The sequence below is a fragment of the Salinibaculum sp. SYNS191 genome (assembly GCF_037338445.1).
GTDB lineage: Archaea > Halobacteriota > Halobacteria > Halobacteriales > Haloarculaceae > Salinibaculum > Salinibaculum marinum.
On the sequence record NZ_CP147838.1, the window covers coordinates 378,159 to 390,553 of the forward strand.

The 12,395-nt window shown below is 66.7% G+C and carries 16 protein-coding genes; 9 read left to right on the plus strand and 7 right to left on the minus strand.

Annotated features, from left to right (window positions below; all coding sequences use genetic code 11):
- Nucleotides 1–94 precede the first annotated feature (94 nt).
- Nucleotides 95–982, plus strand: a complete 888-nt coding sequence (locus WDJ57_RS02070) for an alpha/beta fold hydrolase (protein ID WP_338903436.1) — start codon at nt 95–97, stop codon at nt 980–982.
- Nucleotide 983: 1 nt separating this feature from the next.
- On the opposite strand, the gene WDJ57_RS02075 is transcribed toward WDJ57_RS02070, so the two are convergent.
- From WDJ57_RS02075 to WDJ57_RS02085, 3 genes are all read right to left on the minus strand, one after another.
- Nucleotides 984–1,628: an SdpI family protein gene (locus tag WDJ57_RS02075; RefSeq protein ID WP_338903438.1), complete on the minus strand. Its 645-nt coding sequence runs from the start codon at nt 1,626–1,628 to the stop codon at nt 984–986.
- Between the two features lie 95 nt (nt 1,629–1,723).
- Entirely contained in the window at nt 1,724–2,884 is a 1,161-nt protein-coding gene (locus WDJ57_RS02080) for a mechanosensitive ion channel family protein (protein ID WP_338903440.1), read from the minus strand.
- A gap of 83 nt (nt 2,885–2,967) precedes the next feature.
- Nucleotides 2,968–3,738 carry a fumarylacetoacetate hydrolase family protein gene (locus tag WDJ57_RS02085; protein ID WP_338903442.1) on the minus strand — a complete coding sequence of 257 codons (771 nt, stop codon included), beginning with the start codon at nt 3,736–3,738 and terminating at the stop codon, nt 2,968–2,970.
- Between the two features lie 84 nt (nt 3,739–3,822).
- On the opposite strand from WDJ57_RS02085, the gene WDJ57_RS02090 reads away from it, so the two are divergent.
- A complete protein-coding gene (locus WDJ57_RS02090; RefSeq protein ID WP_338903444.1) occupies nt 3,823–4,506 on the plus strand; it encodes a haloacid dehalogenase type II in 684 nt (227 codons plus the stop codon).
- On the opposite strand, the gene WDJ57_RS02095 is transcribed toward WDJ57_RS02090, so the two are convergent.
- On the minus strand, nt 4,507–4,776 hold the full coding sequence (locus tag WDJ57_RS02095) for a hypothetical protein (RefSeq protein WP_338903446.1): 270 nt from the start codon (nt 4,774–4,776) through the stop codon (nt 4,507–4,509).
- A gap of 82 nt (nt 4,777–4,858) precedes the next feature.
- Between WDJ57_RS02095 and WDJ57_RS02100 the strand changes: the two genes are divergently transcribed.
- Genes WDJ57_RS02100 through WDJ57_RS02120 form a run of 5 tightly spaced genes read left to right on the plus strand, consistent with a single transcriptional unit; the run spans nt 4,859 to nt 9,231 of the window.
- The gene (locus tag WDJ57_RS02100) at nt 4,859–5,170 is read left to right on the plus strand and encodes an ASCH domain-containing protein (protein ID WP_338903450.1); all 312 of its coding nucleotides are present in this window, start codon (nt 4,859–4,861) and stop codon (nt 5,168–5,170) included.
- Nucleotides 5,171–5,227: 57 nt separating this feature from the next.
- The gene (locus WDJ57_RS02105; protein ID WP_338903452.1) at nt 5,228–5,971 is read left to right on the plus strand and encodes a prephenate dehydrogenase/arogenate dehydrogenase family protein; all 744 of its coding nucleotides are present in this window, start codon (nt 5,228–5,230) and stop codon (nt 5,969–5,971) included.
- Nucleotides 5,972–5,973: 2 nt separating this feature from the next.
- Nucleotides 5,974–7,407 carry a small ribosomal subunit Rsm22 family protein gene (locus WDJ57_RS02110; protein ID WP_338903455.1) on the plus strand — a complete coding sequence of 478 codons (1,434 nt, stop codon included), beginning with the start codon at nt 5,974–5,976 and terminating at the stop codon, nt 7,405–7,407.
- A 55-nt stretch (nt 7,408–7,462) separates the two neighbouring features.
- Complete coding sequence (surE, locus tag WDJ57_RS02115) at nt 7,463–8,254, plus strand: 5'/3'-nucleotidase SurE (protein WP_338903458.1); 792 nt, start codon at nt 7,463–7,465, stop codon at nt 8,252–8,254.
- Nucleotides 8,255–8,289: 35 nt separating this feature from the next.
- A complete protein-coding gene (locus WDJ57_RS02120; protein WP_338903460.1) occupies nt 8,290–9,231 on the plus strand; it encodes a DMT family transporter in 942 nt (313 codons plus the stop codon).
- On the opposite strand, the gene WDJ57_RS02125 is transcribed toward WDJ57_RS02120, so the two are convergent.
- Nucleotides 9,232–10,095 carry a hypothetical protein gene (locus WDJ57_RS02125; RefSeq protein ID WP_338903463.1) on the minus strand — a complete coding sequence of 288 codons (864 nt, stop codon included), beginning with the start codon at nt 10,093–10,095 and terminating at the stop codon, nt 9,232–9,234.
- Nucleotides 10,096–10,210: 115 nt separating this feature from the next.
- Between WDJ57_RS02125 and WDJ57_RS02130 the strand changes: the two genes are divergently transcribed.
- Both WDJ57_RS02130 and WDJ57_RS02135 read left to right on the plus strand, forming a co-directional pair.
- A complete protein-coding gene (locus WDJ57_RS02130) occupies nt 10,211–10,891 on the plus strand; it encodes a carbonic anhydrase (RefSeq protein ID WP_338903465.1) in 681 nt (226 codons plus the stop codon).
- 66 nt (nt 10,892–10,957) lie between these two features.
- On the plus strand, nt 10,958–11,551 hold the full coding sequence (locus WDJ57_RS02135; RefSeq protein WP_338903466.1) for an arsinothricin resistance N-acetyltransferase ArsN1 family B: 594 nt from the start codon (nt 10,958–10,960) through the stop codon (nt 11,549–11,551).
- A 133-nt stretch (nt 11,552–11,684) separates the two neighbouring features.
- Here the strand turns inward: WDJ57_RS02135 and WDJ57_RS02140 are convergent, their stop codons facing one another.
- Both WDJ57_RS02140 and WDJ57_RS02145 read right to left on the minus strand, forming a co-directional pair.
- Nucleotides 11,685–12,077, minus strand: coding sequence for a type II toxin-antitoxin system VapC family toxin (locus WDJ57_RS02140; protein ID WP_338903467.1), 393 nt, complete (start codon nt 12,075–12,077; stop codon nt 11,685–11,687).
- Nucleotides 12,074–12,232 (minus strand): hypothetical protein, encoded by a 159-nt coding sequence (locus tag WDJ57_RS02145; protein WP_338903469.1) that lies wholly within the window; start codon nt 12,230–12,232, stop codon nt 12,074–12,076. The genes WDJ57_RS02140 and WDJ57_RS02145 overlap by 4 nt, the downstream gene beginning before the upstream one ends.
- Between the last annotated feature and the right edge of the window lie 163 nt (nt 12,233–12,395).

Here is a 12,395-nt window from a genome sequence, read left to right on the forward strand (position 1 = left end):
TCCCCAGCTCGCTCGCGGATTAGGCGAGCCTAAACTTAGACGTTGGCTTTTCGCCGTGGCAACCCTTTTGAGTGACAGGTGAGAGGGTCGACACATGTTCGACGCCAGCCCTGAGACCGTCGAGTTGCCAAACGGCGAGACGATAGCGTACCGCGAGCGCGCGGGCGAGATTCCGGTGGTCCTGTTGCACGGCAACATGAGCGCCTCCGTCCACTGGGACGTCGTCTTCGAGCGGATGGACGACAGATTCGCCCTCTACGCCATGGACCTCCGCGGATTCGGCGACTCCTCCTACGAGTCGGCCGCCGACTCCCTGGCGGACTTCGCCGAGGACGTGCCCCTGTTCGCGGACGCGATGGGACTGGACGACTTCCACCTCTGGGGGTGGTCCGCCGGTGCCGGCGTCGCGATGCAGGTGGCCGCCGACGTGCCCGAGCGGGTGAACCGCCTCGTCCTCATGTCGCCACCCAGCACGCAGGGACTGCCCGTCTACCAGAAGGACGAGAACCTCCAGCCCACCGACACCGTGCTGACGACCCGCGAGGAACTGGCCCAGGACCCCGTGTCCGTCGCCCCGGTGCTCCAGGCGCTGGAAGCACAGGACGCCGAGACGATGAAGGACATCTGGACGCAGGCCATCTTCGTCAACGGGACGCCCGAGGAGGAGCGGTTCGACCGCTATATCGACGCGACGCTGAAACAGCGGAATCTGCTCGACATCGACTACGCGCTGGTTCACTTCAACATCTCTCACGAGGACAACGGCGTCGAACCGGGCAGCGGCGAGGTGGACGACATCGACGCGCCGACGCTGGTGCTCCGCGGCGAGGACGACCTGGTCGTCACCCGTGCGATGTCCGAGCGGGTGACCGAGGAGATAGCCGACGCGCGCTACGTCGAACTGGCGGACTGCGGCCACGCGCCGGCCGTCGACGACCCCGAGCGTCTGCTGGACGAGGTGGAGGGATTCCTGACGGCGTGACTCAGGCTGTCTCGAGACGGCGGTAGAGCACGTAAGAGTACGCCGTCGGGATGAGGGCCGCGAGCGCCAGCGGGGCGATGGCGAGTGCCGTGAAGTACTCGGGGAAGGGGACCGCGAGCAGGGCGACGAGGCCGGCGAGTTTGAACAGGACGCCGGACCGCTCGTTCGTCCGGGTCCAGACCGTCTCGCTGCTGAGCGTCCAGGGCGTCCGGATGCCCACGAACCAGTTCTGCCGGGCGTTCTCGACGACGTAGCCGAAGGTCACGGCGACGACTGACAGCACCGGTGCGAGAACCTGCGCGACGTCGAACCGGTAGCCGAGGTTGTAGCCGAGGACGAGCGCGTGGACGTACGCGAGGATGCCGACGGTCACGACTGCGACGAGGTCGTAGTACCGTTCGAACTCGGCGAAGTTCTCGCCCAGCGGGTCCAGCCGCGGGATGGCTGCGAAGAGTCCGACGACGAGCAGTCCCAGCACGGGCATCAGGGCGGCCGCGAGGGGCTTCGTGAGGTAGTCGTCCGGCTGGCCGCTGCCGTCGAAGTGGATTGCCATCTGCTCCGGCAGGTCCGGGTAGACGACCACCGACGCGACGCCGGTGAGCAGGACGATACCGAGTCCGACGAGCGTGCGACGGGTTGGGGACATCTGTGGGCACCTGAACGTTGCATCGCCGTCTCGATAAAAGGGCCACGCGTGCTGCAACTGCTGTTACCGACCCCCAACGTTGAAGTAGGAGAATCTCAGGTAGAGTCCGGCCGGGTTTGCGCGGCGGGGTCAGCGCCGTTCTCTGGCGGAACGTCGGCCGGGGGCTTCAGGTCGGTGTCGGCCGCTTCAGGAACCGTGCTGCGGACGTGTACGTCCCGCTGCGGGAACGGAATCTCGATGTCCGCCTCTCCGAGACGCTTGTAGATTTCGCGGTTGAGCTTGTGGCTGGCCTTCGCCGCGCGCGTCGGGGACCCGACCCAGCACAGCAGTTCGTACTCCAGGGCGGACCCCCCGAAGCGGCGAAAGCGCATCCGCGGTTTGGGCGAGTCGAGCACCAGTTTCTCGTCGGCCGCGACGTCCTCGACCAGTTCCTCGAACGCGTCGATGTCCGTCCCGTAGGCGACGCCGATGGGCACCTTCACCCGGCGGCGGCGCTGCGGTGCGGACTGGTTGATGACCTTCCCGGCGTTGAGGGCGGCGTTGGGCAACACGACGAGCACCTCGTCCCGGGTCAGCAGCGTCGTCGAGCGGATGCCGACCTTCACCACTGTCCCCGCCTCTCCGGTGTCGAGTTCGATGTAGTCGCCGAGTTTGTAGGTGTCGTCGAAGTACAGCGCGATGCCGCCGAAGAAGTTGGCGACGGTGTCGCGGGCGGCGAACCCGATGGCGATGCCGGCGATGCCCGCAGCGCCCAGCAGCGGCGCGATGCTGTACTCCCAGACCGACAGCAGCAGACCGATGGTCCCGATGAGCACCACGAGCGTCCAGACGTTCGAGAGGACGGGCGCGAAGTCGAACCGCGAGCCCTTGTCCTTGACCTGCTCGACGAAGCGGTTGACGATGCGGTTGGCCGCAAAGGCCCACGCGAGGACGATGACCGAAAGCGACGGCTTCCCGAAGAAGGTGTCCAGCTGGTCCGCCGAGACGACGACGCTGCTGGCGACCGACGGAATCTGCGTGAGCAGATAGATGCCGGCCAGCGCGGCGGTCAGCACGACCGGGAGCCGGAGTTCGCCGACGAGTATGTTGTCGAACTGCGTCTCGGTTCGGCTCGTGTACCGCAAGAGGCCCCGCAGGACGACGAACTCCATGACGAGCGCCCCGCCGATGGAGATGCCGACGAGGTACACCGTGGCCTGCCACGCCGGAATCCCCTCGAAGATGTCGACGAGCGGCGCGAGAATGTCGATGTTCATTACAGCTACCACGATGGTATCTGAATTAACAGTTTCTGTCGGTACTCCGGGTACAAAGGGGAGTAACGGGAAAATATCGCGACTCAGGGCTGGCTGGCGGTGTGGGTGAGGCGGCCGACGCCCTCGATTTCGACGGTCACCTCGTCGCCGTCCGCGAGTTCGCCGACGCCCTCTGGCGTCCCGGTGGCGATGACGTCGCCCGGTTCGAGCGTCATGTAGCTGGTAATCTCCGCAATCAGTTCCTCGACGGGGAAGATGAGGTGCTCACGCGAGGACGACTGTCGCGTCTCGCCGTTCAGCCGGAGATGCACGGCCGCGTCCTCGGGGACGTGGTCGGGCGTCGCGAGCACCGGGCCGAGCGGCGCGGCGTTGTCGAAGGCCTTCCCGCGGACCCAGTTCTGCTCGCGGTCCTGGTCGTCCCGGTTGGACACGTCGACCATGCAGGTGTAGCCCGCGACGACGTCCATCGCCTCCGACTCCTCGACGTTGCGACACTGCTCGCCGACGACAACGGCCAGTTCGGCCTCGTACTCGATGTACCGGTCCTCCGGGAGGGTCACGTCGCTCCCGTGGCTGGCGACGGCATTGGGCGGCTTCAGGAACAGCAGCGGCCGGTCGGGAACCTCTTCGTCGCGCTCCTCGGCGTGTTTGGCGTAGTTGCGGCCGATACAGACTATCTTCGAGGGTTCACACGGCGGGAGGATGTCCACCTCGTCGGGGTCGTAGGTCTGGTCGGCGAACCGGAGGACGCCGCCGTCGCCGGCCGTCTCGGTATCGGCCGGGTCGCCGTCGGCGTCGACCCACTCGCCAGTTCGGACGCTGCCTGCCGGATCACGAAATCGAACCTGCTTCATGCAGGTCAGTTCCAGTGCCGGTAGCTAAGAGTTTGGGAAATCCCGTCCAGTGGCTCTTTGACCGCAGCGGGCGAAACGCGTCCTATGTCATTCGACGACGAGGCCGTTACGACGCTTACCTTCGACTCCTACAGTACGCTCGTCGACGTGGACGCCGCAGCGCAAGCACTCGCGGCCCGCGTCGAGGACCCGGAACCGGTCTCGAAGCTCTGGCGGTCCCGGTCCATCGAGTACACGCTCGTCAGCAACCACATCGACGCCTACCAGACGTTCTACGAGATGAACCGCGACGCGCTCACGTACGCGCTGGACGCCCACGACGTGGACCTCCCCGACGACGAGCGCGACGAGATTCTGGCCGTCTACCACGAACTGGACGTCTTCGACGACGTCCGCGAGGGGATGCAACGGCTCGCAGATGGGGGCTACGACCTCTACGTCGTCTCCAACGGCAACCCCGAGATGCTCGACTCGATGGTCGCCCACGCCGACATCGGCGGGCTGGTGGCGGACACGATCAGCGCCGACGAGGTGGGGACGTTCAAACCCGACCCGGAGATATACCGGCACGCGGCGGCCAGGACCGGGACGCCCATCGACGAGATCGCCCACGCCGCCGCGCTGTGGTTCGACGTGCAGGGCGCACAGCACGCCGGCATGCAGGGTATCTGGATGGACAGGAAGGGGCAGCCGTGGGAGCGATTCGACGGAAAGCCGGACCTGACCGTGGAGACGATTCACGACGTTGCCGACGAACTCGGTGTCTGACTACAGGACGCCGTATATCTGCAGGAGCCACCGGCCCGAGTGTGCGACGAGCAGTGCTGACCCGACGAACAGTGCGCCGTACTGGAGGAGTTCGCGGCGGGTGGCGGGTTCCGAGTTACCGCCGTCGGGCACCTGTCCGAGGTCGACCGGCCGGCCGCTTCGGCGGCGCGATACCCGGTAGAACAGCCGGCCACTGTGGAGCAGTCCCAGCAACCCCAGCACGAGCGGGATGCCGAAGAAGACGAACGCGGTCCACGCGTCGGGTGCCATCGGAGAAGCGTCGGGGCCTGAAGGTCATACCCGTTTCGACGACCGGAAACAGTGTTTTGCCGCTGGAGGCCCAACGGCGCGTATGGCAGAACTCGACCCGGAGACGCTGTTACCGAGCGAGCGGATGAAACAGCAGGCGCTCGACGGCGACGTGACACAGATTCACCGCGGCCAGCAGTACGCCGACGAGGGCGACACCTTCAGCATCGACGGGACGACCTTCGAGGTGGTGACGGTCAGCGGGCGGACGCTTGGCGACATGACCGACGAGGACGCCCGCGCGGAGGGAGCGAAGGACCTCGACCACTACAGACAGATTCTGGAGCGCGCACACGACAACTTCGAGTGGGACGACGACTCCGACATCGTCCTCCACCGCTTCGAGCGGCAGTGAGACGCCGGGTGGCGACGACCGAACTGCTTTTGCCGGGCGACAGTCAAGCACTCGCCGATGGACATCCTCGTCGTCGGTGCCGGTGCGATGGGTCGCTGGATGGGCCAGTCGCTGGTCGATGACGGCCCGGAGTCGGTCGAACTGGCGTTCGTCGACACCGACGCCGACGCAGCTCTCGACGCGGCGGACGCCGTCGCGGGCCGGGCCGTCGCCACAGACACCGACGAGACGTTCGACGGAGTCTGCGTCGCGGTCCCCATTCCGGCAGCGACGGCGACGATAGCCGAGTACGCGGACCGGGCCGAGCGGGCGATGTTCGACGTGACGGGGACGATGACGGACCCTGTCGAGGCGATGCGCGAACACGCCCCCGGGTGCGAGCGGCTGAGTCTGCACCCGCTGTTCGCCCCGGAGAACGAACCCGGAAATCTCCCGGTCGTCGTCGACGAGTCGGGACCGGTCACAGACGCCGTCCGCGACGCGCTCCACGACCGGGGCAACGAACTCTTCGAGACGACCGCGGCGGAACACGACGAGGCGATGGAGACCGTCCAGGCGCGGACCCACACCGCGGTCCTCGCGTACGTACTCGCTGCCGAGGAGGTCGACGACCGCTTCCACACGCCGATTTCGGCCGACCTCCAGAGCCTGTCCGAGCAGGTCACCGACGGCGAGGCGCGCGTCTACGGCGACATCCAGGCGGCCTTCGACGGTGCCGACGACGTCGCCGCGGCCGCGCGTCGCATCGCGGACGCCGACATGGAGGCCTTCGAGCGACTCTACGCGGACGCCGGTGAGTGAAGATGCAGGAGTCACAGCGCCAGGGTATCCTCGACAACGCGCGGTACCTGCAGAACGTTCGTCCTATCGACCCCGAGGAGATACACGAATACGTCGAGGGTCAGCCCCATCCCGCCGCCGTCAGGCAGGTACTCCGCGAGGAAGCGACCGCACTCGGAATGGTCGAGACGGAGGACGGAACCTTCGTCCCCGCACCGGATGGCCCCGTCTCGCTCGCCTTCCACGGCATCGACTCGTTCCCCGAAGCGTACGCCAGAGTGCTGGAGGATATGCTCGTCGAGGAGTACGGTCCCGGATGGCCGGACGGCGAGAGCGGCGACCGGTTGCGTTCGCGGATTCGCTCGTTCAAACAGCGGTACCTGACGGGGGCGGACGTGGAGTACAACCGCGAGACGGCACTCGGGTACGCCGTCTATCACCTGCCGGCGTACTACGCCGCCGTCCAGTACGTCCTCGCCGAAGTGGCCGACGACGGGCGACTCCCGGCCAGTCCGCGCGTGCTGGACGTGGGCGCGGGCGTCGGCGGCCCCGCGCTCGGCATCCACGACCTCTTGCCGGCGGACTCGCTCGTCGAGTACCACGCCGTCGAACCGAGCGCGGCGGCAGAGGTCCTCGACCGGCTACTCGACGCGACCGGTCGCAACTTCCACCCGACAGTCCACCGAACGACGGCGGAGTCGTTCGAACCGGAGGGGGAGTACGACGTCGTCCTCTTCGCGAACGTTCTCTCGGAACTGGCCGACCCGGCCACGGTTGTCGACCGCTACGCCGACGCTCTGGCGGAGGAGGGCTCTATCGTGGCACTCGCCCCCGCGGACCGCGAGACTGCGACCGGCCTCCGCAGCATCGAGCGGACCGTCGAGCGACGCGCGGGACTGACCGTCTACGCCCCCACGGTCAGGCTCTGGCCCGGTGAGACCCCATCGAGCGGCTGCTGGTCGTTCGACGTCGCGCCCGACCTCGCCGTGCCCGCCTTCCAGCGCCGGCTCGACGAAGGGACCCGCGAGACCGCCGAGGCGGACCCGGACCGGTCGCCGGGCGACGGGGAGTTCGTCAACGTCGACGTCCAGTACGCTTACGGCGTCTGGCGGACGGACGGCGCGACGCGGTTCGACTTCCGGCCGAGCCCGGACCGCACCGCGAAGATGGTCGACGCCGACGGCCACGTCACGGAACGCGTCAACCTAGCGGCCGTCAAGTTGAGCAACGACCTCTCCGAGGGCGGCAACCCGCTGTTCCTGCTCGGCGACGGCAGCCAGCAGACCGACCACTTCGCCGTCGTCACGCGGGAGTCCGCGCTGAACCGGGACCTGCTCGAAGCGGCCTACGGCGACCCGCTCCTGTTCGAGAACGCGCTGGTCCTCTGGAACGACGACGAGGCCGCCTACAACGTGGTCGTCGACGGTGAGACGGTCGTCGACCGGGTCCCGGTCTGACCGCGACCCTGCCAGCGAGCGGCACGCTTTTGCGCTGGCCGTCCGGACAGTGACCATGAGCGAGCCGGAGATACTGTTGACGAACGACGACGGCATCGAGGCCACCGGCTTCGGCGTTCTCTACGACGCACTCTCGGCTGTGGGGAACGTCACCGCTGTCGCCCCCGCCGACGACCAGAGCGCCGTCGGGCGGGCGCTGTCGCGGTCCGTGAGCGTCCGCGAGCACGACCTCGGCTACGAAATCGACGGGACGCCGGCCGACTGCGTCATCGCGGGGCTGGAGGCGCTCGCCCCGGAGACCGACCTCGTCGTCGCTGGCTGCAACCGCGGGGCGAACCTCGGCGCGTACAACCTGGGCCGCTCCGGGACGGTCAGCGCCGCCGTGGAGGCGACGTTCTTCGAGACCCCAGCGCTTGCGGTCTCACTGTACATCCCCGTCGGCGAGGACACCACCTACGCGAGCGTCGACGTGCCGCGGGAGGCCTACAGCGAGGCGAGCCGTGCCGCGACCTACCTGGCGGACCACGCCGTCGACGCCGGCGTCTTCGAGCAGGCCGACTACCTCAACGTCAACGCGACGGTTCCAGAACGGGCGAGCGGGGACATGGTCGTGACGCGCCCGTCGCGTATCCACCGCATGAACGCCGTCCGCGAGGACGAGACGGTCGAACTCCGCGACGAGATATGGGGCATGATGGCCAGCGGGGACGTCCCGGACCCGGAGGGCACCGACCGGCGCGCTGTCGTCGACGGCCACGTGAGCGTCTCACCGCTGACCGCGCCGCACACGACCGAACACCACGAGGCGCTGGACGGACTCTCCGAGGCGTTCGGCCCCGAATCGTAGCGCCAATACGTCTCCGCGCCCGACGACACGCCGGAATGAGTAGTCACCGTGACGCCGGGCTGTTCGTCCTCCTCTCTGCGTTCTGGGGAACCTCCTTCATGGCTATCAAGGTCGGCCTCGACTACATGCCGCCGGTCCTGTTCGCGGCGCTGCGATACGACATCGCCGGCGTCGTGATGCTCGCGTACGCGTTCTGGGCCGTCGACTACTGGGTCCCCCGGACGCGGGCGGACTACCTGACCGTCCTGGTCGAGACCGTCCTCATCATCGCGCTGTACAACGCCTTCCTGTTCGTGGGCGAACGCGGCGTCTCCAGCGGCGTCGCCGCGATACTCGTCGGCATGAGTCCCATCCTCACCACCGGGTTCTCGCGGCTGTTCCTCCCCGACGAGCGCCTGACGGCGGTGGGAGTCGTCGGCCTCCTCCTCGGCTTCCTCGGGGTCGGGCTCGTGGTCTTCCCGGCTGAGGGGTCCCTGGCCGTCGACGACCTCGTCTCGCCGGGGTTCGTCCTGCTGGCGGCCGCCAGCGTCGCGCTGGGGAGCGTCCTCGTCCAGCGGTTCGACGGGGACATCTCGCCGGAGGGGATGGTCGCCTGGGCGACGGCGCTCGGGGCCGTCCTGCTCCACCTCATCAGCCTCGGGATGCCCGCCGAGTCGTTCGCGGACGTCGACCTCACTACCGGGGCGCTCGTCGCGCTGGCGTACCTCGCAATCTTCGCGAGCGCCATCGGGTACGTGGTCTACTTCCGTCTGCTCGACCGCCTCGGAGCCATCGAGATAAACCTCGTCTCCTACGCCGCGCCGGTGTTCGCCGCGGTGTCGGGCTGGCTCGTCCTGCAGGAGACGCTCGACGCCCTCGCCGTCGCGGGCTTCGTGACCATCTTCGCCGGATTCGCGCTGCTCAAGCGGAGAGCACTGAGCGAGGAACTGCGGAGTGTGCGGGCCACGGTCCAGTCTGACAGCGAGGCCAACCGGTAGCTACAGCAGCCCGGTAATGAACCCGAGCCCCATCACCACGAGGACGGCGGCGGAGAACACCGGAAGATAGGGCGTGTACCGTTCGACTTCCTCCTCGAACTCCTGGTAGCCGGCAATCAGCAGGAGCGTCAGGCCGACGATGCCGACGATGACCGTCAGCGCGTACGCCAGCATGAGTTCGAGACAGTAGTTCGACCCCGCACAGAGTGCGATTATCTCGAACTCCTCCTCGTGGGCGAACCCGAGCAGGAAGGCGAACCAGGCGATACCGAGCAGACCGCGGTCCGTCTCGGCCGCGAGGCCGTGGGAGTGGCCGTCGCCGCCGTCTTCGTGGTCGTGGCTGTGGGCCACCTCGTCCCTCCCGTGAGCGTGGTCGTCGCCATGTTCGTGCGGGTGGTCGTGGCCCTGTGGGTGGCTGTCGTCGTGGTCGTGGCCGTTATCGTGGTCGTGTGAGTGACCGTGGTCGTGGTCGTGGCCCCCGTCACCGTGGCTGTGACCGCCGTCCCCGGCGTGGCTGTGCGAGTGACCGTGGCGGTACTCGCGGATTCCGAGCGCGACGAGGAGCACGCCCGCGACGAGACTGACGGGCCCGCCGATGGTGATGCCCCCGCCGATGGCGATGGGCTCGTTGACCTGCGTCAACTGGAAGTAACTCTTGGCGTAGAAGAACACCGCGACCATCGCGATGCTGCTGACCAGGTGGCCAAGCCCGAGGATGAAGCTGGCGGCGAACCCGTACAGCCACTTGTTGGCCCGGTCGAGGGCGTACGACGCCGCGACCGGCCAGCCGTGTCCCGGTTCGATGCCGTGGACCGCTCCCAGCAACACCGCACCGGAGACCAGACCGAAGAGCCCGTCAGCCATTGGCTCCGACTTTCCGGAGCGGCGGCATATGGGTTGTTAATACCCGGCGGGGGTGGCGCTCATACGGCGGTCAGAATCGGGGACGCTAAAAGCGGTGTGCACGCACGTCCATCCAGTGAATCAGACACTCGTCGACCTGTTGGCGCGCAACGCCGACCACGCGGCGGAATTCGATGGCCTGTTCGACGACCTTCAGGACAGCCAGCACCCGGCGGTCGTGACCGTCTGCTGCTCGGACTCCCGCGTCCTCCAGGACCACATGTGGGGCAACGACGAACCCGGCCACATCTTCACCTGTAGCAACATCGGCAACCGCGTCGGCCAGCGGACCGACCCCGGACAAGTCGTCGCCGGCGACGTCCTCTATCCGGTCGAACACACCGGCACGGACACCGTCGTGGTCGTCGGTCACACGGGCTGTGGCGCGGTGACGGCGACCTACGACGCCATAACCGGTGCCGTCTCCGAACCGCCGGGCATCGAGCACTGCATCGGGCTGCTTTCTCCCCATCTCGAATCCGGCGTGGAACGGCTCCCCGACGACCTGGATCGGGCCGAAGCAATCAACCACCTGGTCGAGTACAACGTCGACAGGCAGGTCGACCTCCTCGTCGGGAGCAACGAGATTCCCGACACGGTCGACGTCGTCGGCGTCGTCTACGACTTCCAGGACGTCTACGGCGGCCGGCGCGGTGAGGTCCACGTCGTCAACGTCGACGGTGAGACCGACACCGAGCAGTTGCGAGACACACACGCGAACGTCGCCGACCGTATCGACCGCATCTGGCACTACTGACTGACATTCCGGGGCCTCGCGAGCGCTATCCGACGGGTATTTTTCTCACGGGGGCTACGGCCCGCCATGGCTGAAATCCGGCTGGCGTCGCCCGCGGATGCGACCGCGTGCAGGGAGATATACGCCCCGTACGTTGCCGAGACCACGATAACCTTCGAATCCTCGACCCCGACGGAGCGGGAGTTTCGCGAGCGCGTGGCGACGACCCTCGAAACGTATCCCTGGCTGGTCTGCGAACACGAGGGTCGCGTGGTGGGCTACGCGTACGCGAGCCGACACCGAAAACGGGACGCCTACCAGTGGGCCGTCGAGGCGTCCGTGTACGTGGACGACGGGTTCCACCGGCACGGTATCGCGCGCGGCCTCTACGAATCGCTGTTCGCCGTCCTCGACCTCCAGGGGTTCTACGACGTCTACGCGGGGACGACGCTGCCGAACGACCCGAGCGTGAGCCTCCACCGCTCGATGGGCTTCGAGTCTGTCGGCGTCTACCCGAACGCCGGGTACAAGCTCGGTGACTGGCGCGACGTGGAGTGGTGGCATCGGCAGCTACGACCACACGACGACGACCCGGCCCCGCCGACACCACTCGGCGACCTGGAGACCACCGACGCACTCGCGGCGGCCGTCTCCACTGGCGAGGCAGAACTGTCGCTCTGACGGGTGGGCCGGCACTCTCTGGTTCCGGAACGAGCTACCGGTTCTCTCGCTGTTAGATCTTGTTCAGGTAGTCAACTGGTGTAACAGAGACAGGACAGGTTGCCGCTATTTCCATGCCCTCTCGAGTACCTCCCTATTCCATCAGCACTGTTGGCGAGATGGCACCGTTTTCCAGTAGCTCACCATCGAATGTGACCAACGTGGCGTCGATATCTTCGGCGAGGGCGAGGAGGACGCAATCGAGCGTGTACAGTAACGTGTCCTGCTGGAGGCTGTACGCCGAAATCTGGTCGCTTATCTCCGGCGCGTAGATATCGACGCGTCCGTAGATATCCGTCAGTACCTCCTCGACTCGCTCTTGTTCCACGCGCTTCTTCTTCGTCAACACCGAACGAATCTCCATGAGGTTGAGAATCGACGTGCAGAACTCGTGACTCTCGTTCAGCAGTTCCGTCGCAACGTCACCGCGGCCCGGTTCGTCGGTAATGCTGGCGATGAAAACGTTCGTATCGACGAACACCTTCATCGACGTTCTCGCGTTTCGCGAACTGCCTCGACGGAGTCTATGTCGACATCAGCCAGTCGTCCGGACAGTAGCTCACCGAGTTTGACTGCCGACTCCTCGTCATCGTCCTCGTCGGTCGGGTCCGACCAGTCCGGCGGTGTCGCGTAACTCCCCATATGGCTCGGTACAAGAGGTAGAAATAAATCAGTTTGGCCGGTCGTGCTCTGTTCCTGATTCGGGGGTTCATCAACGTGCGTTCGACGGCTCGTTGCGTCACCATGTCCTCCACGTACTCCTCCTTCGACATCCCGCGTATCTGCTTCAGGTCGTCAGTGTACC